The organism is Mesorhizobium sp. M1348, from assembly GCF_040317925.1.
Classification (GTDB): domain Bacteria; phylum Pseudomonadota; class Alphaproteobacteria; order Rhizobiales; family Rhizobiaceae; genus Mesorhizobium.
The window spans coordinates 43,135-68,479 of sequence record NZ_JAMYLH010000009.1 but is presented as its reverse complement, the minus strand read 5'-3'; the positions used below and the strand labels follow the sequence as shown (position 1 = coordinate 68,479).

The following is a 25,345-nucleotide window of genomic DNA, read 5'->3' as shown; positions in this document are numbered from 1 at the left end:
CACTCCGTCTTGATGGCAGGCTGGCCGAAAACATCGCCGTTTCCGATCTCCGCTTTGTTTTCGCGCCCCGCTCACTCGATTCAATCTCTTCAAAAACGGAACTATCTTCATGAAATCTCACGCAAAAGCGGTTGTTATCGGCGGCGGGGTCGTTGGCTGCTCGGTGCTCTATCATCTGGCCAAGGCTGGCTGGACCGACATCATGCTGATCGAGCGTTCGGAGCTCACTTCCGGCTCGTCCTGGCATGCGGCGGGCGGCTTCCATACGCTGAACGGCGATCCCAACGTCGCCAAGCTGCAGGCCTATACGGTGCAGCTTTACAAGGAGATCGAGGAGATTTCCGGCCAATCCTGCTCGCTGCACCTGACCGGCGGCGTGATGATGGCCGACACACCCGAGCGCATGGACTTCTTGCGGCTCGCCCACGCCAAGGGCCGCTATCTCGGCATGGACACCGAACTGATCACGCCGTCCGAAGCCAAGGCAATGTTCCCGCTGATGGACGAGACGAATTTCGTCGGCGCCATGTGGGATCCAGTCGAGGGCCATCTCGACCCTTCCGGCACCACCCATGCCTATGCCAAGGCCGCCAGGAAGCTGGGCGCCGAGATCGTACTGCGCAACCGCGTCGTGGAACTGACGCAGGAGGTCGACGGCACGTGGAACGTCGTCACTGAGCAAGGCACAGTCAAAGCCGAGCATGTGGTCAACTGCGGCGGCCTGTGGGCGCGCGAGATCGGCCGCATGGTCGGGGTCGAACTGCCGGTGCTGGCCATGGAGCACATGTATCTCCTGACCGAGCCGATGCCGGAGGTCGAGGAATTCAACAAGTCGACCGGCCGCGAGATGATCGGCGTGCTCGATTTCAAGGGCGAGATCTATACCCGCCAGGAGCGCAACGGCATCCTGCTCGGCACCTATGAAAAGGCCTGCAAGCCGTGGTCGCCGGTCAACACGCCGTGGGATTTCGGCCACGAACTGCTGCAGCCAGACATCGACCGCATCGCGCCGTCGCTGGAGATCGGCTTCAAGCATTTTCCCGGCATCGAGAAGGCCGGCATCAAGCAGATCATCAACGGCCCCTTCACCTTCGCGCTGGACGGCAACCCGCTGGTCGGCCCGGTGCAGGGCCTGACCAATTTCTGGTGCGCCTGCGCCGTCATGGCCGGCTTCAGCCAAGGCGGCGGCGTCGGCCTGGCGCTGTCGAACTGGATGGTCCATGGCGACCCCGGCTTCGATGTCTGGGGCATGGACGTTGCACGCTTCGGCGAATGGGCAACGCTGCGCTATACCAACGCAAAGGTGCGTGAAAATTATTCGCGCCGTTTCTCCATCCGCTTTCCCAATGAGGAATTACCGGCGGCAAGACCAGCGCAGACGACCCCGCTTTACGACACCATGCTCGCCAACAACGCCGTCATGGGCGACAGCTGGGGTCTCGAAACCCCCCTCTGGTTCGCGCCGAAAGGCTCGGAGCCGAAGGACATCGTGTCCTTCCACCGCTCCAATGATTTCGGCCCGATCGGCGAGGAGGTGCGCGCCACCCGCGAGAGGGTAGGCGTCACCGAGATCGCCAACTTCGCCAAATACGAAGTCTCCGGACCAGGGGCCGAAGACTTCCTCAACCGGCTGATGACCAATCGCATGCCGAAATCCGGCCGCATCGTGCTGACGCCGATGCTGAACGAGTTCGGCAGGCTGATCGGGGACTTCACCATCGCCAAGGCGGGCCCAAGGGGTGGGGAAGATCGCTTCATGATCTGGGGTTCTTCGGCAGCGCAAAAATACCACATGCGCTGGTTCGAGAAGCATCTGCCGAAGGACGGGAGCGTGCGCATCCACCGCTTCGACCAGACGCTGGTCGGCCTCTCCATCGCCGGGCCGAAATCGCGCGACCTGCTGCAGAAACTGGTCGATGTCGACATCTCGACCAAGGCCTTCCGCTTCATGGATTTCCGCGAGATGGCGGTCGGCGGCGCGCCCTGCATGGTCAACCGCATCACCTACACCGGCGACCTCGGCTATGAGATCTGGATGGCGCCTGCCTACCAGCGCCTGGTTTACAATGCGATCAAGGAGGCTGGCGAAGAGTTTGGCCTTGTCGATTTCGGCATGCGGGCTTTGCTCTCGATGCGCCTTGAGAAGAACTTCCCGACCTGGTTCCGCGAGTTACGTCCGATCTACGGACCGTTCGAAGGCTCGATGGACCGCTTCATCAAGCTCGAGAAGAACGACTTCATCGGCCGGGAAGCAGCGGCCAAGGAACAGGCAGAAGGGCCGAAACTGCGCCGTGTCTCCTTCATCGTCGATGCCGCGGATGCCGACGTCATGGGCGATGAGCCGATCTGGGCCAAGGTCGGCGGCAAGGATTACGGCACCGTGGAAAAGCCGCATGGCTATGGCGCGCCGCGCTTCGATGCGGGTGGTAACGAAGTGCGCGGCTCGAATGCCGCCGAAGGCGCGTCTGCCGTGCGCGGCATTGTCGACGGCGACTGGCGCGTGGTCGGCTGGGTCACCTCCGGCGGCTATGCGCATTATGTCGAGAAGTCGATGGCGCAAGGCTATGTACCGGCAGCGCTTGCCGAGAACGAGAGCGCCGGGCTGTTCGAAGTCGAAATTCTTGGACACCGGCGGCCGGCACGCATCAATGTCGAGCCGCCCTTCGACCCGAGCGGCGAAAAGATGAGGACGTAGGCGCAGCCAGCCGGTCGCATTGTGCGGAGCATACTCTTCATGCTAGCGCAGCCGGCAACACTCTGCTGGCAAGGGCGATGAGATTTCATTGAAGTACAATCTGAGATGGGCCGAGTGGCTGGCCGAGGGACGGATCGGCCCGTTCCCGGCGGCGATCGTCATGGTCACGGCTTACTTTGCCTTACAGACCGTCATACTATCCCTGTTGAGCTCTTGGGCGGGAACCGGCGTCGGCATCGATGATGCGGAGCAACTGATCTATGTTCCATATCTCTGGGCCGGATATGGCGGCTCACAACCACCCCTGTACACCTGGATCAACTGGCTGGCCGCGCATGTTTTCGGCACCAGTATCTTCACGCTGAAGCTCGTCAAATACTCCGTGCTGTTCCTTGCCGCCTGCAGCGTGTTCGCCGCCATGCGGCGGTTCGGCTACACCAAAGCGACAGCGGCGGCGGCCATGTTCGGCCTGTTTACGATCCCGCAGATCGTCTGGGAATCGCAGCGCGCCTTGTCGCATTCCGTCGCCGTCGTCGGCTTCTGCTCGCTGCTCCTGCTCGCCATGGCCTATCTTCTCGAGCGGCGAAGCATGATCGCCTATGCGGCGTTTGGCCTGGCCACCGCGGCGGCAATTCTTGCCAAGTATAATGATGTCTTCCTCGTGGTTGCCCTTGTTGCGGCCGTGCTGTCGCTGCGCGAATGGCGCAGCGCAATCCTTGATCCGAAGTTCGCCATCAGCATAGCGGTCGCGATATTAGTGCTGGCGCCAACCACCTATTGGAGCCTCATGCATCCCGCCGATTTATTGTCGAGAGGCGAGAAGTTCGGAATAGACTCGCAACAAGAGCGCATGGCGGCGGCCTTTATCGGCGCCGGCAAGTTTGTCATGGGGACCTTCAATTTCGCGGTCTTGCCGGTGCTCGTCTCCGCCCTGGCTTTCTGGCTGGCGAAGTTCCGTTTCTCCGAGCGGCACCCGAAACGTCCGGCCAGGGAAATTCTGTTGTGGCGTAGCTTGGCGCTCGGCTTGGCCATGCTGGCGATACTTGTGCTGGCCACCGGCGTGACGGTGGTCAAGGACCGCTGGCTGCTGCCGGTCCTGTTCATCTTGCCGCTGGCCATCGTCGCCACTATGGAACGGCTGGCGCCGCGCGGCAGGAATGCGCAGCTCCTGGTGATCTCGGCTGGAGCGATCATCGCCGTGCTGCTCGCCCCCGCCACCTGGTACGTCCAGATAAACGGGACCAGTGGACTGTCGCGCATGATCCGCGTGGATTACCCCGCCCTCTATCGCCAATTGACTGCGGACGGACCGGTCAAAACCGCAATATCTGATGGTGCATGGGTCGGAAATCTGCGGTTGGTCGACCAAAAACTGGTCGCACTTAACCAGGAAGTGCCTAATTTCGAAACGCTGATGCAGGAGCCGGCCGTACTCGTCTGGCTTGACCGCGACGATCCGCGGCCGGTCATTTTGGAGCAGCTCAAAGCGGCCGGCTATGAGCCGGACGGCCAGCCACGGCAAATGATGGTTCCGCTGTTGCGTGGCACCGACAAGTCCGCCCGGCCCGGCGCATTCGTCCGACTGAAGAGAATGGAAGGAGCCATGGCGCCCAAGAAAGGCGCTGGCGAAGGAGTCGAGGGTGGACAGGAACCCGAGTGACCGGCCCCGTCATCATCGCAAGATCATGCCGTTCGAGCCGGACAGCTCGATCGATGCGCTGCGCAAAAAATCGCGCCTGAAGGCCGCTGAACTCAACCAGCATCTGCTGGGCTATGGGGCGCTTGCGGAAGCCGAGTGGCAGGCGGCGGGCATTGCTGCTCCTGAGCTGCCCGCCATGCGCCGATACCGGCTCGAGCGCATCCGCGCCGAGCTGAAGCGCCGCGACTATGCGGGAGCCCTGCTCTACGATCCGGTCAACATGCGCTACGCGACTGATGCGACCAACATGCAGCTCTGGGTCGCGCACAATCCGACCAGGCATTGTTTCGTCGCCACCGATGGCCCGGTGGTGCTGTTCGACTATTTCTCCTGCGAGCACCTTTCCGACCATTCCGGCGTCGTCGACGAGGTGCGGCCGGCGGTGTCGTGGGCTTACCTCTACAGCGGCGAGCTGACCGGTCAAAAAGTCCGCCGCTGGGCAGCCGGCATCGCCGAGTTGGTATTGGAACATGGTGGCGGCAATCGCCGCATCGCAGTCGACCACATCAATCCCGAGGGCATCGAAGAGCTCGCCCGTCTCGGCATCTCGACCGGCAATGGCGAGGCGGTGATGGAAAATGCGCGGCTGATAAAATCACCCGACGAGATCCTTGCCATGCGCCGGGCGATCGTCGCTTGCGAGGCGGCGATGGGCGAGATGGAGCAGGCGCTGAGGCCTGGCATCTCCGAGAACGAATTATGGGCCGAACTCCATCGCGGCAACATCGCGCGCGGCGGCGAATGGATCGAAACCCGGCTCCTGTCGTCAGGTCCGCGCACCAATCCATGGTTCCAGGAGTGCTCGTCGCGGATGATCGAGGCCGGCGAGCTCGTCGCTTTCGACACCGACCTGATCGGTCCTTACGGCTTCTGCGCCGACCTTTCGCGCACCTGGCTTTGCGGTGACGCGCCGCCGTCGCAGGAGCAGCGCGACCTGTTCCGCATCGCCGCCGACCAGATCGCCTACAACACGGAGCTGATGCGGCCGGGCGTATCGTTTCGCGGCCTCGTCGAGCGCTCGTCAGTGCCGCCGGGAGACTGCTTCCCGGCCCGTTACGGGGTGCTCTATCACGGCGTCGGCCTTGCCGACGAATACCCGACTTTGCCGCATGCTAGCGACTGGACCGACGACACGCCCGACGGAATGCTCGAACCTGGCATGGTGCTGTGCGTCGAGAGCTATATCGGCCGGCTTGGCGGCTACGAAGGCGTCAAGATCGAAGAACAGATCCTGATCACCGAGACCGGCAGCGAGAAGCTTTCGACCTACCCGCTCGACAATCGGCTGCTTGGCGGCTGAGCGAAGCTAATGCATGTCGCGCAAAAGCATGCCCTCGGGCTTGACCCGACGGTGTGCAGCGGTTTTGCGATAACGACATGCATAAACAGGAATCTAAGTGCGTCGCATGAGGCCGACCGAACGCGACGCGCTTTACGTGAACGCGGCGATCGCTTCGCGCATCGCGGCGACGATCGTTTCCGGCATCGTCCTGGCGGTGATGAACGGCAAGCCTTTGCGCCGCCTTGTCCAGCCGACGACCGTCACCTTCTGCGCCGCAGGCTCGAAACGCTGCGCCAGCGCCCAGCTCTCGCAGTCGATCGCCGCCACATCTGCCCTGCCCTCGGCAACGGCAACGACCGAAGCGCGGTGCCCGCAGCTCTCGCTCAGCCCGGAAAAGATATCCAAACTCTCGCCCAATGCTTGCAGGTCGCGGGCTGGCGCGATGATGCCCGACATGGAATCGAGGCTGTTGAAGGTGAAACGCTTGCTGCGCAGCAGATCGAGCGGAATGACGGCGCCGCCGTCGGCCGGCGACCTTGCCGGCGGTGCCTCGCCCGCCCTCATGACGATGGCGCTCGAATAGAGTTCGCCCTGTCCACCCTCGAAGGCGTCGTAACGCGGCTGGCCGACGAGCTGGACACGCTGCGACAGGCCGAGTTCCATCGGTCCCCAACAGGTTTGCGCCAAGAGCAGCGCCGGATGCAGCCAGAGCTGGTGAAAATCCAGCTCGTCCGGCGGCAATGTCGCCGGATCGGGCGCGATGGGTTTTCCCTGATCATCGCGAATACCGCCAGGCACGGGGGGCAAATCGCCGGTGCGGCGGATGATCGTCTCCGGCGCATCGATGCCTTTTTGTCTGAAAGCATCGCGCAGCCGCGCCCATTGCGCGTCGACATCGTCCCGCGCTTCCGGCCAGTCGTACATCGGCAAAGCCGCAATGAATTCGCTCATGCCGGGATTTGACCGTTATGCGGGGAAATTGACAAGGTCAGGAAAGCGTCGTCCGCGCGGCACCGCCTGCAACAACGCAAGAATCATTCCTTCGGCGGCTCGGCGGGTACCGGCGCGCTGCCAAGCCCATTGAGGCTGCGTGCCCTGACGCGCGGCTTGAATGCGCGTCCTGGTTCCGGCATGCGCCGCAGCACGGGATGGACGATCGGCTCCTTCGCCTTGAAGGCATAGGCCTTGAGCAGCGCGAAATAGTTCGGATAGGCGTAGCCATTGTTCATCCGCAGCCACTCGTCGCGGCGGTCGCGAAACAGCTTCGGCAGCCTGTACCAGGCCACCGTCGGGCTCTTGTGATGGACGAAATGCAGATTGTTGTTGAGGAACAGGAAGGACAGCGGCGAGCGCTCGACGATGATCGTGCGGCCTTCCGGATGTTCCGACCATTGGTGCTCGGCGTAGGTGCGGATCGAAATCAGCGACTGCCCAAGCCACACCGGCACCAGTATGTAGAGCCATAACGGCATGCCGAAGCCGAACTGCACGACAGGCAACACCACGGCGAGGCCGATCGCGTGCAGCAGCCATGCCTTGCGGATGGAATTGTCGCCCGCGGCAACCTGCCTGGCGTCGTCGATGAAGAACCCTATGCAGGAAAGCCAAGGACCGAGCACCAAACGGCCGAGCATCGTGTTGTTGACCTTGAGCAAGAATTTCATCGCCGACGGCAGCTCCTCGTGCTGCCAGAGCGCCTTGTAATAGCTTTCGGGATCGTCGAGCGGATCGGTCAGGCGCTCGTCTGCATGGTGGCGCAGGTGAATGGTCTTGAACCGGCGAAACGGCCAGACAAGGCCAATCGGCAGGAAAACAAGGGCTTCATTGAGCCGCGCGTTCCGGGTTGGGTGGCCGTGCAGGACCTCGTGCATCAGCGAGGATTGCAGCGCCGCAATCAGGGTCAGAAAGGCGAGTGCCAGCAGCGGGTAGGATGGCCAGAGCAGAAAGCCGGTAGCGAGCCAGCCGCCGTAGCAGATAAGTGCGAGAAATACTGTCGGCCATTCGATGGCCGCTGCGCCGTGTCGCCTGTTGCCCATGCTCGTCATGCTATCGACCACTGCCTCCCAGTCGCCGGAACCCGTTTGATTCCTGACAGCATTGTGTCAGGAGCGTTGCATCGCTGCAACGCGATAAAGCGCACAAACTGTTGCGATTGCGCATTTTCAGCTGCAGATGTTATCTATTGTAAACAAGCTCGTAGATTCATTTGCGCTCGAAACGCCATGTAGACCGCTTCGGCGCAAAATTTTGCTCACGTCAGGGAGAGTAGAGATTTGGACAAGCGCGACCTGTCGACGATCTTTCGCGAGCGCCTGAAAATGCTCTTGACAAGGTCCGATTTGAACCAGTCGGCCTTCGCCGCCGCCGTTGGCATCGACCGTTCGGCGCTGTCGCAGCTGCTCTCCGGCGCCTCGACCCGCCTTCCCCGCGCCGAGACGCTGCTCAACATCGCCGCCGAATTCAAAGTCTCGCTCGACTGGCTGCTCGGCCTCAGCCAGGACGAGGGCGTCACCGGTGAAATCCGCGAGAGCCTTGAGATCGAGGAGGCGCCGGACGGCTTCGACCGCACGCTGCTGGCTCGCTGGCATGCCGAGGCGGCGGGAACGAAAATCCGCTACGTGCCGGCCGGCATTCCCGATCTTCTGCGCACCGAGGCGCTTGTCGACTACGAAGCCGTCATCGCCAACAAGAGCCGCGAAGCACAGGCCGGCGAAACGCAGTACCGCATCGACTACAACCGACGGCCCGAAACCGACATGGAAGTCTGTATGCCGCGCCACACGCTGGAGATCTTCGCGCGCGGGCTGGGCGTGTGGGACCGCTTTCCGGAGGCCGACCGCCACCAGCAACTCCTGCACATGGCGACACTGCTCGACGACCTCTATCCCACCTTCCGCCTGTTTCTCTATGACGGGCGGATGCGCTATTCGATCCCCTACACCATCTTTGGGCCTTATCGCGCCGCCATTTACGTCGGCGACATGTATCTGGTGCTGAACGCCACGCAGCCGATCCGCACCCTGACCAGCCATTTCGACAATTTGATACGCGCCGCGGACGTCAACGCGCATGAAGCGGCCAGCTTCACACGAAAGCTGGCGGAGATGCGATTTTGACCGGTTGCTCTCCGCGCCGACATTGACGGCACATAAAGAATTCTTTATATCCTTATCTCAGTTATTCTTCCGGGAAGGCGTATTTCACATGACCAATCCGATCGACGCTCTGCTTGCCGAAAAGGGCGTCCTGCTCGCCGATGGCGCCACCGGCACCAATCTGTTCGCCATGGGTCTTGAGGCCGGCGAGGCACCCGAGCTCTTGAACGAGACCGCGCCCGACACAATCACCAGCCTGCACCAGAACTTTGTCGATGCCGGCGCCGACATTATCCTGACCAACTCTTTTGGCGGCACCCGCCATCGGCTCAAGCTGCACCATGCGCAGGACCGGGTCTATGCGCTGAACAAGCGCGCCGCAGAGATCGCAAGCGCCGTTGCAAAAAAGGCTGGCCGCAAGGTGATCGTGGCCGGCTCCGTCGGCCCGACCGGCGAGCTGCTGGTGCCGCTCGGCGCCATGACCTATGACGAGGCGGTCGAGGCCTTTGCCGAGCAGATCGAGGGCCTGAAGGCCGGCGGCGCCGAAGTCGCCTGGATCGAAACCATGTCGGCGCCTGACGAAATCCGCGCCGCCGCCGAAGCCGCCATCCGCGTCGGCATGCCCTATACCTATACCGGCTCCTTCGACACCGCCGGCCGCACCATGATGGGGCTGCTGCCGAAGGACATCCACGGCGTCGTCGATGGCCTGTCGCAGACACCGCTCGGTGTCGGCGCCAATTGCGGTGTCGGCGCCTCCGACATTCTCGCCTCGCTGCTCGACATGACCGAGGCGAAGCCGGAAGCAACGGTGATCGTCAAGGGCAATTGCGGCATTCCCGAATTTCGCGGTGCCGAGATCTACTATTCCGGCACACCCGAGCTGATGGCCGACTATGTGCGCCTCGCCGTCGATGCCGGCGCCAAAATCGTCGGCGGCTGCTGCGGCACCTCGTTCCAGCACCTTGCCGCCATGCGTAAGGCGCTCGATGCGCACACCAAGTCGGATCGCCCGACCGTCGAGCAGATCGTCGAACGCATCGGCCCGATGCGCAACAAGCAGGCGACGGTCAACGTCGCCGAGACCAGCGAAGCCCGCCGCGAGCGGCGCCGCGGACGCGCCTGACGCTTTCGGCTGCGACGCGGTCCGCGCGAGGCGGTGCAGCCACGAAAAAAGGCCGGCAAGGTTTCCCTCGCCGGCCTGCCTCACCCGCCCGTAGGCCGGCTCCCCTATCAGAACGATCCCATCTGAAAGAAACCGGCCGTCATTGCCACTACCGGTTACCGCCGAGTGCCGAGGCAAGGCGCACAAGCGAGAGGAACTCGGACCGGTACCCAAACGGGTCGGCTCCTCTGGCGGCGGTGGCAATCTCCATGATCTTGTCGTAGCCGAACTTCGCGGTCGCATCCTCGTCGCGGAGCTTCTGGCCGAAGGCAGCGACGGCCACGGAGAAACGCTGGTCGGTACTGGCCTGGTCGAACGACGCCACTTCGTTGGCTGACGTCACCGGCGTGGTGATCAGCTTCGAAGTGTCCTCATTCGGCAGCTTGTAGCGGATCTTGACGAAGGCATATTCGTCGGCATTGGCGACACCGCCATTGTTCACCGAGGCCTGGCCATAGCGAAGCTGATCAATCTGTTCGCCGCCGCTGCCCTTAGGCGTGATCTCGTAGATCGCAGTGACCGAATGGCCTGAGCCGATCTCGCCGGCGTCGACGCGGTCGTTGTTGAAATCCTCGCGGTTCAACGCACGGGTCTCGTAGCCGATCAGCCGGTACTCCGAGACCTTGTTCGGGTTGAACTCGACCTGGATCTTCACGTCCTTGGCGATGGTGAACAGTGTCGAGGAGGCATCCTCGACCAGCACCTTCTCGGCCTCCGCCAACGTATCAATATAGGCAGCGGTGCCATTGCCGTTCTGGGCGATGGTCTGCATCATCTGGTCGTCCAGATTGCCGCGGCCGAAGCCGAACACCGACAGGAACACGCCTGTCTTGCGCTCCTTTTCGATCAGCCGCTTCAGATCGTCGTCGTCGGTCTGGCCGACATTGAAGTCGCCATCGGTGGCGAGCATCACCCGGTTGATGCCGTCCTTGACGAAGGATTTCTGCGCCAGCCTGTAGGCTTCCTTGATGCCGGCCTCGCCTGCTGTCGAGCCGCCGGATGTCAGATTGTCGATGGCAGCGAGGATCTTGTCCTTTTCCGAAGCCTTGGTTGGCTCCAGCACGGTACCGGCATCGCCAGCATAAGTGACGATCGAGACGGTGTCGTCGGGTCTCAGCTTGTTGACCAGCAGCCGGAAGGCCGATTGCAGGAGCGGCAGCTTGTCCTGCTCGTTCATCGAGCCCGACACATCGATCAGGAAGACCAGATTGGCCCTGGGCTGCTCGGCCGGCTTCACGTCGAAACCCTTGATGGCGACATGCATCAGCCTGGTGTGCTCGTTCCACGGCGTCGGCATGACGCTGACGGTCGAATTGAACGGCGTCGAGGCGGAGTCCGGGCCTTTCCAGTCATAGGGGAAGTAGTTGACCATCTCCTCGACGCGCACCGTATCGGCCTGCGGGATAAAACCTTCCTTCAGCGAGCGCCGGACGAAGGAATAGGAAGCGGTGTCGACATCGATCGAGAAGGTCGAGACCGGGTCTTCGAGTGCGGCATGCACCGGATTGGTCTTGAAATCCTCGACCCGGTCGCGGTTTTCCTCTTGCGGCAGCATCTGGTCGGCCGGCGCAGCGGCGGGCTGCTGTGCCATCAGCTTGGACTCGGCAACCGTGCCAGGCATGCGTCCGACCCGCGCACCGCCATCGACGGCCGGAGCCCCGGAGCTTGCACCGCCATTCAGCACAAATTCGCCACTCTGCGCCGGTTCGGGAGCATTGCGGGTGAGCACGTCCTGCTGTGTCAACACGCCGACTGCGGTCGACTCCGCTTTCGGCGGCGATGTCGGCACCACAAGCGCCTCGCCGGCGTCGCGGCTTTCGCTGTCGGCGTCCACCTTCTTCTGCTTATCTGCTTCGGCAACGACCGGCGGTTTGACGGTCGCCGGCTTGTCAGCCAGCGTTTCGGTGATCTTATCGTCCCCGCCGAATTCGGGGCCGCCGAATTTGGATTCTCCCAGCATATAGATGGTAGCGTATCCGGCGATCGGCAGGGCAACGAGCCCGGCAATGGCCGGCGTGGCGAAGAGTTTCTTTTGCATGATTTCGCTCCAGAGCCTTTGTGCTCGCTCTGTGAGACGAAGCCCGCCTGCCGATCCTTGGGCGGCCGGTAAAGTTTTTTCTTCCATGTCATAGGCGCGCAGCGCGGCCTGGAGGGCACGCGCCTTTGCATCCGCGTCGGGCGCCGGTGCTGCGATATCGCGCAGCCTGTTCAGTTGATTGTCGTCGACCATGGTCACACTTCCCCGGCTGAACGCATCAGCGTCTTCAACCGTTTCTTCGCCTCATGGATGTGCCAGGAAACCGTCGTCTCCGAGATCGCCATCGCCTCGGCGGCGGCTGCGTGGCTGAGCCCTTCGCCATAGACCAGCAGCACCGCGTCGCGCTGCTTGTCCGGCAGCTTGCGCACCGCTGCCCAGAGCGCCTCGGCCGGGTCTTCCGCCTCGGACGACGCCTCTCCTGAAATCAGTGCATAAGCGCCATAGGCATCGGTCTTGACAGTCTCGCGGGCGGTCTTGCGCATCATGTCGCGCGCGGCATTCAACGTCATGGTGTAGAGCCATGTCGTGAAGGCGCCGCTGCCGTGATAGTCGCGGATCGCCCGGCCGAGCCGAACGCACACTTCCTGGGCGATATCCTCGGCGTCGGCCTTTTTCCCGCACCAGCGATAGGCGGCGCGATAGACGAAACCGTAGTGCCTTTCGAGCAACTTGCCGAAAGCACCCCGGTCTCCGCCCTTCGCCCGCCCGATCAGTTCGGCGTCGGAGGCTTCGCTTTCGTCCAGCATCATCGCCATCATTTGCCTGTTGGACGAAGGCTAATGGCGGTTCCTTGGGGCGATGGAAAGAATTTTTTGGCGGGCTGTCACGTCGTAATGGTTGGCGTGCCTTGGCCGAGCGTCTCCGCAAACAGCGTCGTCAGCCGCTTCCAGTGGCGTTCGGCGCCGGCTGCATCGAAGGCACTATGGTCCGGCATGCACCAGCCATGCGCCGTACCGGCATAGTTCTCTATGACATGGTCGACTTCGGCGGCGCGCAGTGCTTCGGCCAGCCGCGCCGATTGCTCAGGCGGAAAGCTGCGGTCCACACCGGCAGTGCCGATATAGACCCTTGCCTTGACCGAGGCGGCCTTCCGGTGCGGACTGTCGGCGGCGTCACCAGCCAGATTACCGCCATGGAAACTTGCTGCGGCAACGATGCGATCGGGATAGCTGGCCGCGGCGTTCAGCGCCCGCGCTCCGCCCATGCAGTAGCCGACAATGCCGACCGGCCCGGTTAGGCCCTGGGCAGCGAGCACATCGAGGAAAGCGCCACTGTCGCGGATCGTCATCTCCTGGGTCGTGCCGCCGAGGAGACCTGTGATGGCGGCCTTGCTCCTCTCGTCGCCGAACGCAGTCTTGGGATCGAACGGACCGTAGGGCGCATTGCGGTAAAAGAGGTCCGGCACAAGCACCGCATAGCCCTCGCCCGTAAGCCGCTCCGCCATCTGATCGAGCGCCGGTCGCGGACCGAAAACGTCCATGTAGAGGATGATCGCTGCCTTGGCTGGGGCCGCCGAACGGAACAGCCGGGCCTTGGCAATGCCGTCGCTTGTCTTGATCTGCATCGCTTGCGTGGCCATCATCCGCTCCGTTGATCTGACGTGCGATAGATACCCGCTGCGACCGTTGCGGCAAGCTGTAATGAGGCGATCTGCTTCAAGATTTCGTGCGGCATTCGGCGACGCTACAGACGCGCGAATGCTGCCATGTGAAAGGCCTGAACCTCGGCCGGATAGCGATAATCGGCACCGTAAGGACAGGCGTTGCGATCGAGGCAGCCGCCGGTCCGGCAAGGCGCGCCGTTTTGCCCGCGCACATGGGCAAGACAGGTTTCATGTGCAAACCCATCCGCAGAATAAGCCTCGACCGGACAGGATCTCAGGCAAGGTTTTGCGACACATGTGTCGCAAAGGTGGATCGCCTCGTGAGGCTCTGAAAGTGCAATCCTATCTTCGAACAGCAGCGCGCCGCGATAGGCATGCCAGAGCCCGTATTGCGGATGCATGAGAATGCCGAGCGGCGACGGCTTCAGCCCCTCCGCACGCATCGCCCATTGCTGGAACGGCAGATAAGGCCTGTCGGACGGCGACACCGCGCGTGCCCCGAATCTTTCGGCCACGGCGCCGATCACTTCGCGAGACCAAGCGTCGAGCGGATCGTCGATCGGCTGTGACTGTCTCTCCAGCCAGCGCAGGAAGTGCGGCCAGGGTGCGGCACCTGCCTGGCCGACCAACAGGGCGGATCTGGCGGCAGCGCCGGAGAGACCGCTAGGTGTTTCCTCACCGCTCGCAAAATTGAAATCGCCGCGCAGGATGAGGCCGTGGGCGGAAAGCGCAACCGCGACTGTTTCAGTCATGCCGCGCTCGGGGATCATCCCTTCTTGTCCGGGTCGGAGAAGGCACTCCGCCAGACTTCCTTGTGAATGATGTTGGCGACTTTAGCCCCGCCTGATTCGGGCTCCTTTCAGGTGAAGGCGTCGGCCATCGACGCCTTCTTCCTGCCGATGAAGTCCTTCAGCCCGTCGTCGATGCCCGGGTCGAGATAAGGCGCCTCGTAGCTCTCCAGCCAGCGGCGGGCGAGCTCGTTGGCGCGCTGCGGCGCGGTTTTTTCGCCTTCGGCCAGCCACTGCTCGTAGGAATTGTTATCGGCGATGTTGGAGCGGTAGAACGCGGTCTGGAAATTCGCCTGGGTGTGATCGCAGCCGAGGTAATGGCTGCCTGGGCCGACCTGGCGGATGGCATCCATCGCCTGACCGTTTTCCGACAGGTCGACACCCTCGGAGAACTTCTGCGTCATGCCGAGCTGGTCGATATCCATCATGAACTTTTCGTAGCAGGAGGCGAGACCGCCCTCGAGCCAGCCGGCCGAATGCAGCACGAAGTTGGTGCCGGCGAGGATCGTCGAGTTCAGCGTGTTGGCGCTCTCATAGGCGGCCTGCGCATCGGGGATTTTCGAAGCACAAAGCGAGCCGCCGGTGCGGAACGGCAGGCCGAGCCTGCGGGCAAGCTGCGCCGCGCCATAGGAAACCAGCGACGGCTCCGGCGTGCCGAAAGTCGGTGCGCCCGACTGCATAGAGATCGACGAGGCGAAGGTGCCGAACAGCACCGGCGCACCGGGCCGGATCAGCTGTGTGAACGACGCGCCGGCCAGCACTTCGGCGAGAACCTGGGTCAGCGTACCGGCGACCGTCACCGGGCTCATCGCACCGGCAAGGATGAAGGGCGTGACGATGCAGGCCTGGTTATGGCGCGAATAGACTTTCAGCGCCCCCAGCATGGTCTCGTCGAAGACCATCGGCGAGTTGGCATTGATCAGGCTGGTCAGCACCGTGTTGTTCTCGACAAAATCGTCACCGAAAACGATCTTGGCCATCGCCACCGTATCTTCAGCGCGCTCGGGCGCGGTCACCGAGCCCATGAACGGCTTGTCCGAATATTTGATATGGCTGTAGACCATGTCGAGATGGCGCTTGTTGACCGGCACGTCGACCGGCTCGCAAACCGTGCCGCCCGAATGGTGGATCGACGGCGCCATATAGGCGAGTTTCACGAAATTCCGGAAATCCTCGATCGTGGCATAGCGCCTGACGCCGTCGAGATCGCGCACGAAGGGCGGTCCATAGACCGGCGCGAACACTGTCGCATTGCCGCCGATCTGCACCGAGCGCTCGCCGTTGCGGGCGTGCTGGGTATAGACGGACGGAGCGGTCTTCAACAGCGAGCGGCAGAGGCCCTTGGGGAAATGCACCCGCTCGCCCTTGACGTCGGCGCCCGCCTCTTTCCAAAGCTGCAGTGCCTCGGCGTCGTCGCGGAAGATGATGCCGATCTCTTCCAGCACCGTGTCGGTGTTCTTTTCGATCAGCGCCAGGCCTTCCTCGTCCAGCACTTCATAGACGTTGATCTTGCGCTTGATATAGGTGAGCTGTGTGCCGGGGCCGCCGCCCGAACGTGCAGCCCGGCGCGCTGCGGCGCCACCGCTGGCAGCGCGCCCGCGCCGTGCGTTTGACGCTTCCTGATCGACCGGCGCGTTCTCACTCATAATCGTTCTTCCCTGGCTTTCGTTCTGGCCTGATTTGCTTTGGCCGGGCTCTTGTTCCGGCCTGAAATCCGTTTGCGGCCGCATATTGCGGTCTCTGGCCGGATCGTAGCCATGCACCCTATTCGAAACGGCCCGCCAGCGCCAACGCCTGTCGCAAAATCGACAAGAATTCCAAGAGATTTACGGTCGCTTTCGTTTTGCGGGAAGTCGCAAATCAGCTATGGACAACCGGCCCGCGCAGGTTAGGTATTGACGCGATATTTTTAAGCTGCCGCGATAGTTGTAGCCGGCAAGGAGCCTGAGAAAAAATGGCCGACGACGAGATCATCCTTTCGGAACTCTCCGACGACGAGTTGGTGCAGCAGATGCACGACGATCTTTATGACGGGTTGAAGGAAGAAATCGAGGAAGGCACCAATATCCTTCTCGAGCGCGGCTGGGCGCCTTACAAGGTGCTAACCGAGGCTCTGGTCGAAGGCATGCGCATCGTCGGCGAGGATTTCCGCGACGGCATCCTGTTCGTTCCCGAAGTGCTGCTATCGGCCAACGCGATGAAGGCCGGCATGTTCATCCTGCGTCCGCTGCTTGTCGCCACCGGCGCGCCGAAGCAGGGCAAGATGGTGATCGGCACCGTCAAGGGCGACATCCACGACATCGGCAAGAACCTGGTCGGCATGATGATGGAAGGCGCCGGCTTCGATGTCATCGACCTCGGCATCAACAATGCGGTCGAAAAATATCTCGATGCCATCGAAAAGCACCAGCCCGACATCATCGGCATGTCGGCGCTGCTGACGACGACGATGCCTTACATGAAGGTCGTCATCGATACGATGAAGGAAAAGGGCATTCGCGACGACTATGTCGTGCTGGTCGGGGGCGCGCCGCTCAACGAGGAATTCGGCAAAGCCGTCGGCGCCGACGCCTATTGCCGCGACGCCGCGGTGGCAGTCGAGACCGCCAAGGACTTCATGAAGCGCAAGCACAACGTCCGCGCTTCGGCCTGAGCCAATAAGTCCGGCACCGACGAGAAAAGCCGCGCCTTGCAGTGCGGCTTTTTTATTCCCAAATGTTTAGAGCCGTGCAGATCAGGGTTTCTTGACGGTATCGTCAACTGCCTTCGCAGTGGATTTGAGATCCTTACCGACGCCGCGCACCGTGTTGGCGCAGGCCGAAACAGCCAAGGCGCAGGCGAGAATAGCGATTGGCGCAACGCGGAACAATTTCATGATTGGTGTCTCCCTCAGAATATAAATTCGCTGGACAGCAACGAAGATGGATTAGACTGGTTCCATGACTACCGCGCGAAAACAACAATCCGATCAAGGCGACAGGCTGCTCGTCATCGCCTGCGGGATGATTGCGCGCGAAGTTTTGGCGGTCAAGGAGCAGCTCGGGCTCGACCATCTCGACCTGACCTGCCTGCCGGCGGAGTTCCATTTCTATCCGGACCGCATCGCGCCGGCCATGGACAAGGCTATCGAGAAGGCCAAGACCGACGGCTACAGACACATCTTCGTCGGCTATGCCGATTGCGGCACGGGTGGCCTGCTCGATCGGATCTGCGAGAAGCACGATGTCGAGCGCATGGCCGGGCCGCATTGCTTTGCCTTCTACCAGGGCATGGATGCCTATGCGAAGGTCGCCGATGATGACATGATGTCGTTCTACATGACCGATTTCCTCTGCCGGCAATTCGATGCCTTCTTCATGAAGCCGCTCGGCCTGGACAAGCACCCGGAGCTGATCAAGGACTATTTCGGCAACTACGAGAAGCTGATCTATATCGCTCAGACCAACGACCCGGAACTCGACAAGGTCGCCGAAAAGGCGGCGAAAATGCTCGGCCTCGCCTATGAGCGGCGCTCGACCGGCTATGGTGACCTGACGAAGGAACTGGCCAGCGCCTCAGCACATTCGTAAAAAGAAATAGCGTCCTCTAAGCGTTTGCCGGAGGCTGCCGGTCATTTTCGCCCACCGCCTCACCGATCCGATGTGACATCGATAATGCGCCCGGTTTCCAGGCGGATCGGCCCCCGCGCGGTTGGATCTTTAAGCAATATTTCGGCAAGCATTGCATCGACATTGTCGAAATTACCTTGCAGAATTGACGGATCACTTCGCTCCCAATACTCCCCTTCATCGACGACATAGAGACTGGAGAACAAGCGAGTAATTTCGCGAAGAAACCTGATGATCTCGATATGAGCGCCTGAACCTGCAAACTGAGTTTTACAATATTGTTGAACGAAGAGGTGCTTGTCGAACTCAAGCCGCAGCGGCTCCGAATTGGGATGCGGTTGAAGCTCTATTCCAAACACAGGGCCAATATAGTCCACGTTTCGTTCATCAATGACTCGATTGAGCGTCTTCTCGCGCTCATCGATCTCGCGCACCGGCCAGTCTCGCGCAGTGGCGAACGCCTTGGCTTCGTGCAGCAAAGCAGCATATTGCTCGTGACCCCGTAACTGTCCTTCAAAGTGGATTGTTACTCCCAACTACCTCTCCCAGTGACGCGCAGTCCTGACGAATACCTGCGCTCTTATTCCGCCACAAGCCCGGCGAGCACATCGGCAAAGCTCGTCTTGCAGACGAAATCCAGCCGGTCCCTCGCCCGCGAGGCATCGTAGACCCGATCGATCGACGAAAACATCGTCCAGCCCTTCTTCAAGTAGAGTGCCGGATAATCCGGAAAATAGCGCGCGACGACCGACGGTGCGTCGGCGATCAATGCCGCGCAATCGTCGGGCTGGAACGGTGTTGGCGCCGAAATGATAAAGATGTCGAAGCCCAATTGCGGCGCTCTCTCCAGGGCAGCGATGTGGGCGTCGGCAGCATCCTCCACCGTCAGCCGGCGAAACAACAGCTCATTGGCCTTGGTGTTGGCGTCCGACTGTTCGATCACATGCGCCATATCGTCTACTTCGGGAAAGAAGCGGGCGGTGCGCAGTACGATCACCGGAAGGCCGAACTGCAAATGATAGAGCCGACAGAGGTGTTCGGCTGAAAGCTTGGTGACGCCGTAGATGTTGCGCGGTTCGGGCGACATGTCTTCCGTCAGCCATGCCGCCTTGCGCGCCCCGCCGGTGAAGCCGGTGCGGATGGCCTGGGTAATCATCAGCGATGTCGTCGACGTGAAGATGAAACGCTGAACCGCGAATGCTGCTGCCGCATCGAGCAGGTTGAGCGTGCCACGCATATTCGTCTCGACGAAATCCTCGTTGCGATGATGTTCGATGTCAGGCTTGTGCAGCGCGCCGCTATGGATGATGGCCTCAATGCGGTTCTCCTCGACCGCCCTCATGACCAGGTCGCGATCGGCGACTGAGCCGACGACTGGCGTATCCGAGGATGGGACGGGATCGAGGCCGGTGACGTCATGACCAAGAGCCCGCAGGCGCGGCGCCAAGGCGCTGCCCAGCCAACCCGACGATCCCGTCAGCAAGATCCGCATTCTTTCCACCTCGTTTCTGCTGTCGATGCTCAAGCACGGATGACAGAGCGCTGCGAAACATTAAGGTATGCGCCAGACAAGAAAACAGGCTGCTCCAGCCATCACAGGGAAACGCCACCAATGATCGCTCGCCTCATGTTTGCCGCGGCAGCTGTCCTCTGCTTGACGTTGCCCGCGTTCGCCGACGGCGAGGTGCAGAAACTGATCACGGCTGCCGACAAGGCGCGCCTCGACAAATATGGCGAGACGCGCAAGGCAGCGCTTAACGAGGCGAAGGCCGGCGATCCCGCCGAGGTCAAGCAGCTCGACGCCTTGCTGGCAAAGCCGCTGGTTTCCTTCTCCGACAAGGACCTGACCGGCAATTGGCAATGCCGCACCATCAAGGCCGGCGGATTGAGCCCGCTCGTCATCTATGGCTGGTTCAAATGCAAGGTGAGCGACGACGGTTCCGGCTGGAGACTGGAAAAGATCACCGGCTCGCAGCGCACCAAGGGCCGCTTCTTCGACGATGCCGAGAAACGCGCGATCTATCTCGGTTCCTTCTACGTCAACGACGATCCGGCAAAGCCCTACGGCAGCGGCCCGGAAAGCGATCAGGTCGGCTATGCCTTCCGCAACAGCGCCAGCGAATGGCGCATCGAGTTCCCGGCGCCCCACTACGAATCGAAGCTCGATATCCTCGAATTCAAGCGCTGAGCCCCCGATCACCAAGGGTTAACCCGGTCAACCTAGCATTCGCGCACAAAGAACAGCTCTTTGCGGGGGTCGCGAAGCATGGCACGGTCGAAAACAAACCCACGGCCGATCGTCGTCGTCACCGAAGGCGGCCCGCATATCTGGGCGATCGTCAACGCCATCGCCGACCACCTCGCGCCTGTCAGCGTCATCCTCGAAACCCCTGAATCCAAAAAGCAATTGCTTCTCGGGCGGGCGCGGCGGCAAGGCTGGACCTCGGCCGTCGGTCAACTCGGCACGATGATGCTGACCCGGCTCGGCAAGCACTTCTTCGCCGGCCACGCAGCACGGCTCGCCGCCGAGCAGAAGCTGCAAACCGAACCGAAGCCTGGGCAAAAGATCATCCAAGTCTCGTCGGCCAACGCGCCGGAGTGCCTGCAGGCGATCGAGGAAATCCAGCCGGGTGTCGTGCTGCTCGCCGGCTGCCGCTTGCTGTCGCGGCAGACGCTGGCGAAAATCCCTTGCCCGGTCCTCAACTACCATGCCGGCATCGCCCCGAAATATCGTGGCATGAACGGCGGCTATTGGGCGCTGGCTTCAGGCGATGCGGAAAACTTCGGCACCACCGTGCATCTGACCGACGCCGGCGTCGACACTGGCGGGGTGTTGCGGCAGGCACGCGGCAAACCCCAACCTGGCGACACTATTTCAAGCTACGCGTTGCGGCAGGCGGCATTCTCGCGCGACATCTGCGTCGAAGCGGTCAGGGATGCGCTGGCCGGCAAGCTCGGCACGGTGGATCCCGGCCTGCCTTCGAAACAATGGTATCATCCGACGGTCTGGTTTTATCTCTGGACCGGGATAAGGAACGGCGTCTGGTGACGCGCCGATTTACCGGACAGCCACCCACCACTAACATTGCATCATGAGCGACATCGACCACCGCACCATCATTGCCGGCCTTTCGGTCGAGGACCGTCGCGACCTCACCGCCAAGCTTGACCGGCCAGGCATTGTCCGGCTGGCCGGCCATGGCGGGCTGGTTATCCTGCTGGGCGCGCTGATCGCTGCCGGCATCCCGTTCTGGCCGCTTCTCGTCTTGCCGCAGGGAATCCTGATCGTCTTCTTCTTCACGCCGTTGCACGAGACCATCCATGAAACGGCGTTCAGAACGGCGTGGCTCAATCGCGCTGTTGCCGCCGTGGCCGGCTTCCTGATCCTGCTGCCACCCGCATGGTTCCGCTATTTCCATTTCGCCCATCACCGCCACACCCACGACCCGGACAACGACCCCGAACTGATGGCCCCGAAGCCGGAGACCATCGGCCAATATCTGCGCTATCTGTCCGGCGGCCCCTATTGGATAGCTATGGCTCGTGTGATCGCAACCAATGCGGCTGGTCGCAACCGCGACGGCTTCGTACCGGAAAAGGGTCGCGGCAAGGTGGTTGCCGAAGCACGGCTGTTCCTGATCGGCTATGCGGCGTTGCTGGCCGCATCTCTCGCCATGCAGTCGGCGCTGCTGTTGTGGGTCTGGATCGTGCCGGTGCTGGTAGGACAGCCGTTTTTGCGGGCCTACCTGCTGGCCGAGCACGCGTTGTGCCCGCATGTCGCCAACATGCTCGAGAACACCCGCACCACCTTCACCACAAGGCTGGTGCGCTTGGTGGCTTGGAACATGCCATACCATTCGGAGCACCATTCCTATCCGGCCGTTCCCTTCCACAGCCTGCCGCGCTTCCATGAGATCGTCGCGGAGCATCTACGCACGACCGAACGAGGTTACGTGCGCTTCCACAGGAAGCTGGTCGGCAGCTTCGATGGCCGCGCCGGCTGACCAGTGCTGGAAGAAACTCCGCTTTCAACCGCGGCCGTCGATTGCGTCGCTTTTGAAGGCCCCCGCGTCGTCCCATAACAAGCAGCCCAACAGCGCTTCCGGCAATGCTCGAAACCACTGCATCGGCCCAAAAGATCGGAATCGATCTTCGCAGGGCACGATGCAGCGGAGTTAGGTGGTAGAGCATCGTTTGTGCGTTCGATTGGACGCGCGGCGCCCTACAGGAGCAGGAATTCATGGCCGATCTGATCGTCGTCTTCTGGCGCGACATCCCCGCCCAGGTCATCGTCAAGAAGGGCCGGCAGAACGCCAAGCGCGAACTGCCGTTGCGCTTCACCGAGGCGATCGACATGTGCGCCATGCGCACTGGCGCCGGCGGCACCGACGACTATCTTGCCGAATGGCGCAAGGCAGAGCCCGTCCCAGTCAGTGACGATCTTGAAGCCGAGGCCGAGAAGGCTCTTCGGGAGCTCGATGCGAAATACGACCGTGAGCGGTTGGTCGCTCTGGTCAAGGCGGGCGGCAAAGAAAATGTCTGATCCCCAATCAATGCCGGCGACAACGGCTCAAGCCGGCGTGACCCAGGCGACCATCGTCAAGAAGGCGGCGACGAAATCCGACTACAAGCCGGCCGACGTATCGCCGCAGCGGCGCGTGCAGCGCTCGTTTGCGGTGCGGCTTTGGTCGGTGCGGCATTCGCGGCTGCTCGAATGGTTCTACGCCAGGTTCGCCGACATGTTCCTGACTCTCCACCCGCTATGGAAGGGCATCGGCTACAGCCGTGTCGAAGGGCCGGTGAAATTCGTCGAGAAGCGCGTCAAGGGCTTCATGTTCGACTGCCGCATGTGCGGTCAGTGCATTCTTTCCTCGACCGGCATGTCGTGCCCGATGAACTGCCCTAAGCAATTGCGCAACGGCCCTTGCGGCGGTGTGCGCGCCAACGGCAATTGCGAGGTCGAGCCTGATATGCCTTGCGTCTGGGTCAAGGCATGGGAAGGCTCGCAGAACATGGTGCATCGCGACAAGATTTTGGAAGTGCAGAAGCCGGTGGATCAGTCCTTGCGCGAAACCTCCGCCTGGCTGCGGGTGACCGCGCAGGCCGCGGCCGCCCGCAATGCGGCCCAGAATACTACGAACACCGGGGCGTCGGCATGATCGGCCGCCAGCCAGACGAGAATCCCGCCGGCATCCATTTGCCGCTCGATCCCCTGCCCGGTCACACCTCGCGCGGCCGGCTTGAGCGGGTCCTGCGACGCGGCGAGTTCGCAGTGACGACCGAGCTCAATCCGCCCGACAGCGCCGATCCGGAAGACGTCTACAACCGCGCCAGGATTTTCGACGGCTGGGTCGACGCGATCAATGCCGTCGACGCTTCCGGGGCCAACTGCCACATGTCGTCGGTCGGTATTTGCGCGCTGCTGACCCGCATGGGCTATGCCCCGATCATGCAAATCGCCTGCCGCGACCGGAACCGCATCGCCATCCAGGGCGACGTGCTTGGGGGTGCTGCGATGGGTGTTGCCAACATGCTCTGCCTGACCGGCGACGGCGTGCAGGCCGGCGACCAGCCCGGCGCCAAGCCGGTGTTCGATCTCGACTGCATGTCGCTGCTCGAAACCTGCCGCATCATGCGCGATAACGGCAAATTCCTGTCCGGCCGCAAACTCACGACGCCGCCGCAGCTTTTCCTTGGCGCGGCCATCAACCCGTTCGCGCCGCCGATCGATTTCCGTCCCTATCGGCTGGGCAAGAAGATCGCCGCCGGCGCGCAGTTCGTGCAGAGCCAGTACTGCTTCGACGTACCGATGTTCCGCGCCTACATGCAGAAGGTCCGCGATCTCGGCTATACCGAGAAATGCTTCATCCTGTGCGGCGTCGGGCCGCTCGCCTCGGCCAAGACGGCCAAATGGATCCGCTCCAATGTGCCGGGAATTCACATTCCCGATCAGATCGTCAAGCGCCTGGAAGGCGCCCAGGATCAGAAGAAGGAAGGCAAGCAGCTCTGCATCGACATCATCAATGAGGTGAAGGAAATTCCTGGTGTGTCCGGCGTCCATGTGATGGCCTACCGCCAGGAAGAATATGTCGCCGAGATCGTCGACGAATCCGGCGTGCTGAAGGGTCGCCGGCCGTGGAAGCGCGAAATCCGCCGCGACGACCAGCTCGTTGCCGATCGGCTTGACCACATACTGCATGACGACATCACCGAAACCCAGGTCGACATGGTCAAGACCGCGCATTGACGGCGCGAATCGTCAGCATTCGCTTGATCAGAAACAGATAACGATATAAAGAACTCTTTATATCACGATGGAGAGATTTCATGACCCGGACCATCGTCGCCTCGGCGACACGAGAAATCATCATCGGCTTCGATCAGCCCTTCTGCGTGATCGGCGAGCGCATCAACCCGACCGGCCGCAAAAAGCTGGCCGCCGAAATGATCGCGGGCAATTTTGAGACTGTCATCAGGGATGCGCTGGAGCAGGCCGCCTGCGGCGCAACGATGCTCGACGTCAATGCCGGCGTCACCTCTGTCAATCCGAACGAGACCGAACCCGGCCTGCTGGTGCAGACGCTGGAGATCGTGCAAGGCCTGGTCGACCTGCCGTTGTCAATCGACTCCTCCGTGACTGCGGCAATCGAAGCGGCGCTGAAGGTCGCCAAGGGCCGGCCTCTGGTCAATTCCGTCACCGGCGAGGAGGAAAAGCTCGAAGCCATCCTGCCGCTGATTAAGAAATACAACGTTCCGGTCGTCGCCATTTCCAACGACGAGACCGGTATTTCGATGGACCCCGATGTGCGCTTTGCCGTCGCCAAGAAGATCGTTCAGCGCTGCGCCGACTTCGGGATTCCGGCGCATGATGTGGTCGTCGACCCGCTGGTCATGCCGATCGGCGCGCTGGGCGATGCCGGCCGCCAGGTATTTGCCCTGCTACGCCGGCTGCGCGAGGAGCTCAAGGTAAACACCACCTGCGGCCTCTCCAACATCTCGTTCGGCCTGCCGCACCGTCATGGCATCAACGCCGCCTTCATCCCGATGGTGATCGGCGCCGGCATGACCTCGGCGATCATGAACCCGGTGCGGCCGCAGGAAATGGAAGCGGTGCGCGGCGCCAACGTGCTGAACGGCACCGACGAGAACTGCACCAACTGGATCAGGACCTACAAGGACTACAAGCCTGCTGAAGGCGGCCAGGCCGTTGCCGCCCGGACACAGGTCAACGCGCCGGGCGATGGCAATGGCAATGGCGGACGCAGGCGCGGCGGCCGCGAAGCGCGGATGGCCCGGGGTTGAGCCATGGCTTGGCCGACACGATATGGGGCCTAGGACTGGGGAGGAACCGAAACACAGCGGCATCGCTGCC

24 protein-coding genes are annotated in these 25,345 nt (G+C 62.0%); 14 read left to right on the top strand and 10 right to left on the bottom strand.

The features are described from left to right. Window positions 1–109: 109 nt before the first annotated feature. From NKH13_RS17330 to NKH13_RS17320, 3 genes are all read left to right on the top strand, one after another. Window positions 110–2,695: a GcvT family protein gene (locus NKH13_RS17330; protein WP_352913254.1), complete on the top strand. Its 2,586-nt coding sequence runs from the start codon at window positions 110–112 to the stop codon at window positions 2,693–2,695. Window positions 2,696–2,783: 88 nt separating this feature from the next. Next, complete coding sequence (locus NKH13_RS17325) at window positions 2,784–4,355, top strand: ArnT family glycosyltransferase (RefSeq protein WP_352913253.1); 1,572 nt, start codon at window positions 2,784–2,786, stop codon at window positions 4,353–4,355. A gap of 25 nt (window positions 4,356–4,380) precedes the next feature. Further along, on the top strand, window positions 4,381–5,694 hold the full coding sequence (locus NKH13_RS17320) for a M24 family metallopeptidase (RefSeq protein ID WP_352913413.1): 1,314 nt from the start codon (window positions 4,381–4,383) through the stop codon (window positions 5,692–5,694). 132 nt (window positions 5,695–5,826) lie between these two features. On the opposite strand, the gene NKH13_RS17315 is transcribed toward NKH13_RS17320, so the two are convergent. Together NKH13_RS17315 and NKH13_RS17310 are read right to left on the bottom strand one after the other, a co-directional pair. Then, window positions 5,827–6,627: a phosphate/phosphite/phosphonate ABC transporter substrate-binding protein gene (locus NKH13_RS17315; RefSeq protein ID WP_352913252.1), complete on the bottom strand. Its 801-nt coding sequence runs from the start codon at window positions 6,625–6,627 to the stop codon at window positions 5,827–5,829. A gap of 83 nt (window positions 6,628–6,710) precedes the next feature. Then, window positions 6,711–7,721: a fatty acid desaturase gene (locus NKH13_RS17310; RefSeq protein WP_352913250.1), complete on the bottom strand. Its 1,011-nt coding sequence runs from the start codon at window positions 7,719–7,721 to the stop codon at window positions 6,711–6,713. 228 nt (window positions 7,722–7,949) lie between these two features. On the opposite strand from NKH13_RS17310, the gene NKH13_RS17305 reads away from it, so the two are divergent. Beyond that, a complete protein-coding gene (locus NKH13_RS17305) occupies window positions 7,950–8,792 on the top strand; it encodes a helix-turn-helix domain-containing protein (protein WP_352528189.1) in 843 nt (280 codons plus the stop codon). An 88-nt stretch (window positions 8,793–8,880) separates the two neighbouring features. Then, complete coding sequence (gene bmt, locus NKH13_RS17300) at window positions 8,881–9,897, top strand: betaine--homocysteine S-methyltransferase (RefSeq protein WP_352913249.1); 1,017 nt, start codon at window positions 8,881–8,883, stop codon at window positions 9,895–9,897. Between the two features lie 148 nt (window positions 9,898–10,045). Here the strand turns inward: bmt and NKH13_RS17295 are convergent, their stop codons facing one another. From NKH13_RS17295 to NKH13_RS17275, 5 genes are all read right to left on the bottom strand, one after another. Continuing rightward, window positions 10,046–12,166, bottom strand: a complete 2,121-nt coding sequence (locus tag NKH13_RS17295; protein ID WP_352913247.1) for a vWA domain-containing protein — start codon at window positions 12,164–12,166, stop codon at window positions 10,046–10,048. Window positions 12,167–12,168: 2 nt separating this feature from the next. Then, window positions 12,169–12,729: an RNA polymerase sigma factor gene (locus tag NKH13_RS17290; RefSeq protein ID WP_352913245.1), complete on the bottom strand. Its 561-nt coding sequence runs from the start codon at window positions 12,727–12,729 to the stop codon at window positions 12,169–12,171. Window positions 12,730–12,797: 68 nt separating this feature from the next. Next, the gene (locus NKH13_RS17285) at window positions 12,798–13,553 is read right to left on the bottom strand and encodes a dienelactone hydrolase family protein (protein WP_352719682.1); all 756 of its coding nucleotides are present in this window, start codon (window positions 13,551–13,553) and stop codon (window positions 12,798–12,800) included. A gap of 104 nt (window positions 13,554–13,657) precedes the next feature. Continuing rightward, window positions 13,658–14,329 carry a hypothetical protein gene (locus tag NKH13_RS17280; RefSeq protein WP_352719684.1) on the bottom strand — a complete coding sequence of 224 codons (672 nt, stop codon included), beginning with the start codon at window positions 14,327–14,329 and terminating at the stop codon, window positions 13,658–13,660. Window positions 14,330–14,436: 107 nt separating this feature from the next. After that, window positions 14,437–16,011: a trimethylamine methyltransferase family protein gene (locus NKH13_RS17275; RefSeq protein ID WP_352500948.1), complete on the bottom strand. Its 1,575-nt coding sequence runs from the start codon at window positions 16,009–16,011 to the stop codon at window positions 14,437–14,439. Between the two features lie 308 nt (window positions 16,012–16,319). Here NKH13_RS17275 and NKH13_RS17270 point away from each other — a divergent pair, with 308 nt between their 5' ends. Beyond that, window positions 16,320–17,018, top strand: coding sequence for a cobalamin B12-binding domain-containing protein (locus tag NKH13_RS17270; protein WP_023676506.1), 699 nt, complete (start codon window positions 16,320–16,322; stop codon window positions 17,016–17,018). An 81-nt stretch (window positions 17,019–17,099) separates the two neighbouring features. On the opposite strand, the gene NKH13_RS17265 is transcribed toward NKH13_RS17270, so the two are convergent. Then, window positions 17,100–17,240 carry an EncA/B family entericidin gene (locus NKH13_RS17265; RefSeq protein WP_292654758.1) on the bottom strand — a complete coding sequence of 47 codons (141 nt, stop codon included), beginning with the start codon at window positions 17,238–17,240 and terminating at the stop codon, window positions 17,100–17,102. 64 nt (window positions 17,241–17,304) lie between these two features. Between NKH13_RS17265 and NKH13_RS17260 the strand changes: the two genes are divergently transcribed. Continuing rightward, window positions 17,305–17,934: a DUF1638 domain-containing protein gene (locus tag NKH13_RS17260; RefSeq protein ID WP_352913242.1), complete on the top strand. Its 630-nt coding sequence runs from the start codon at window positions 17,305–17,307 to the stop codon at window positions 17,932–17,934. Window positions 17,935–17,993: 59 nt separating this feature from the next. On the opposite strand, the gene NKH13_RS17255 is transcribed toward NKH13_RS17260, so the two are convergent. Together NKH13_RS17255 and NKH13_RS17250 are read right to left on the bottom strand one after the other, a co-directional pair. Further along, window positions 17,994–18,509 (bottom strand): hypothetical protein, encoded by a 516-nt coding sequence (locus NKH13_RS17255; RefSeq protein ID WP_352913241.1) that lies wholly within the window; start codon window positions 18,507–18,509, stop codon window positions 17,994–17,996. A 44-nt stretch (window positions 18,510–18,553) separates the two neighbouring features. After that, on the bottom strand, window positions 18,554–19,465 hold the full coding sequence (locus NKH13_RS17250; protein ID WP_352913239.1) for an NAD-dependent epimerase/dehydratase family protein: 912 nt from the start codon (window positions 19,463–19,465) through the stop codon (window positions 18,554–18,556). A gap of 120 nt (window positions 19,466–19,585) precedes the next feature. Between NKH13_RS17250 and NKH13_RS17245 the strand changes: the two genes are divergently transcribed. The 7 genes from NKH13_RS17245 to NKH13_RS17215 all read left to right on the top strand — a co-directional run bounded on the left by NKH13_RS17245 (window position 19,586) and on the right by NKH13_RS17215 (window position 25,275). Then, a complete protein-coding gene (locus NKH13_RS17245) occupies window positions 19,586–20,161 on the top strand; it encodes a DUF4893 domain-containing protein (RefSeq protein WP_352913238.1) in 576 nt (191 codons plus the stop codon). A 78-nt stretch (window positions 20,162–20,239) separates the two neighbouring features. Continuing rightward, the gene (locus tag NKH13_RS17240; protein ID WP_352913236.1) at window positions 20,240–21,022 is read left to right on the top strand and encodes a formyl transferase; all 783 of its coding nucleotides are present in this window, start codon (window positions 20,240–20,242) and stop codon (window positions 21,020–21,022) included. A gap of 43 nt (window positions 21,023–21,065) precedes the next feature. After that, entirely contained in the window at window positions 21,066–21,977 is a 912-nt protein-coding gene (locus tag NKH13_RS17235) for a fatty acid desaturase (protein ID WP_352913234.1), read from the top strand. A 236-nt stretch (window positions 21,978–22,213) separates the two neighbouring features. Then, window positions 22,214–22,516 (top strand): virulence factor, encoded by a 303-nt coding sequence (locus tag NKH13_RS17230; RefSeq protein WP_292654739.1) that lies wholly within the window; start codon window positions 22,214–22,216, stop codon window positions 22,514–22,516. Then, window positions 22,509–23,132, top strand: a complete 624-nt coding sequence (locus NKH13_RS17225; protein ID WP_352913232.1) for a methylenetetrahydrofolate reductase C-terminal domain-containing protein — start codon at window positions 22,509–22,511, stop codon at window positions 23,130–23,132. The genes NKH13_RS17230 and NKH13_RS17225 overlap by 8 nt, the downstream gene beginning before the upstream one ends. After that, window positions 23,129–24,220 carry a methylenetetrahydrofolate reductase gene (locus tag NKH13_RS17220; RefSeq protein ID WP_352913230.1) on the top strand — a complete coding sequence of 364 codons (1,092 nt, stop codon included), beginning with the start codon at window positions 23,129–23,131 and terminating at the stop codon, window positions 24,218–24,220. The genes NKH13_RS17225 and NKH13_RS17220 overlap by 4 nt, the downstream gene beginning before the upstream one ends. A gap of 80 nt (window positions 24,221–24,300) precedes the next feature. Beyond that, window positions 24,301–25,275 carry a methyltetrahydrofolate cobalamin methyltransferase gene (locus tag NKH13_RS17215; protein WP_352467721.1) on the top strand — a complete coding sequence of 325 codons (975 nt, stop codon included), beginning with the start codon at window positions 24,301–24,303 and terminating at the stop codon, window positions 25,273–25,275. Window positions 25,276–25,345: the final 70 nt, after the last annotated feature.

Coding starts and splice junctions, on each gene's coding strand:
- NKH13_RS17330 (WP_352913254.1), top strand. CDS start 110: ATGAAATCTCACGCAAAAGCGGTTGTTATCGGCGGCGGGGTCGTTGGC.
- NKH13_RS17320 (WP_352913413.1), top strand. CDS start 4,381: ATGCCGTTCGAGCCGGACAGCTCGATCGATGCGCTGCGCAAAAAATCG.
- NKH13_RS17315 (WP_352913252.1), bottom strand. CDS start 6,627: ATGAGCGAATTCATTGCGGCTTTGCCGATGTACGACTGGCCGGAAGCG.
- NKH13_RS17310 (WP_352913250.1), bottom strand. CDS start 7,721: ATGACGAGCATGGGCAACAGGCGACACGGCGCAGCGGCCATCGAATGG.
- bmt (WP_352913249.1), top strand. CDS start 8,881: ATGACCAATCCGATCGACGCTCTGCTTGCCGAAAAGGGCGTCCTGCTC.
- NKH13_RS17295 (WP_352913247.1), bottom strand. CDS start 12,166: ATGGTCGACGACAATCAACTGAACAGGCTGCGCGATATCGCAGCACCG.
- NKH13_RS17290 (WP_352913245.1), bottom strand. CDS start 12,729: ATGGCGATGATGCTGGACGAAAGCGAAGCCTCCGACGCCGAACTGATC.
- NKH13_RS17285 (WP_352719682.1), bottom strand. CDS start 13,553: ATGGCCACGCAAGCGATGCAGATCAAGACAAGCGACGGCATTGCCAAG.
- NKH13_RS17280 (WP_352719684.1), bottom strand. CDS start 14,329: ATGACTGAAACAGTCGCGGTTGCGCTTTCCGCCCACGGCCTCATCCTG.
- NKH13_RS17275 (WP_352500948.1), bottom strand. CDS start 16,011: ATGAGTGAGAACGCGCCGGTCGATCAGGAAGCGTCAAACGCACGGCGC.
- NKH13_RS17270 (WP_023676506.1), top strand. CDS start 16,320: ATGGCCGACGACGAGATCATCCTTTCGGAACTCTCCGACGACGAGTTG.
- NKH13_RS17265 (WP_292654758.1), bottom strand. CDS start 17,240: ATGAAATTGTTCCGCGTTGCGCCAATCGCTATTCTCGCCTGCGCCTTG.
- NKH13_RS17260 (WP_352913242.1), top strand. CDS start 17,305: ATGACTACCGCGCGAAAACAACAATCCGATCAAGGCGACAGGCTGCTC.
- NKH13_RS17250 (WP_352913239.1), bottom strand. CDS start 19,465: ATGCGGATCTTGCTGACGGGATCGTCGGGTTGGCTGGGCAGCGCCTTG.
- NKH13_RS17245 (WP_352913238.1), top strand. CDS start 19,586: ATGATCGCTCGCCTCATGTTTGCCGCGGCAGCTGTCCTCTGCTTGACG.
- NKH13_RS17240 (WP_352913236.1), top strand. CDS start 20,240: ATGGCACGGTCGAAAACAAACCCACGGCCGATCGTCGTCGTCACCGAA.
- NKH13_RS17235 (WP_352913234.1), top strand. CDS start 21,066: ATGAGCGACATCGACCACCGCACCATCATTGCCGGCCTTTCGGTCGAG.
- NKH13_RS17230 (WP_292654739.1), top strand. CDS start 22,214: ATGGCCGATCTGATCGTCGTCTTCTGGCGCGACATCCCCGCCCAGGTC.
- NKH13_RS17225 (WP_352913232.1), top strand. CDS start 22,509: ATGTCTGATCCCCAATCAATGCCGGCGACAACGGCTCAAGCCGGCGTG.
- NKH13_RS17220 (WP_352913230.1), top strand. CDS start 23,129: ATGATCGGCCGCCAGCCAGACGAGAATCCCGCCGGCATCCATTTGCCG.
- NKH13_RS17215 (WP_352467721.1), top strand. CDS start 24,301: ATGACCCGGACCATCGTCGCCTCGGCGACACGAGAAATCATCATCGGC.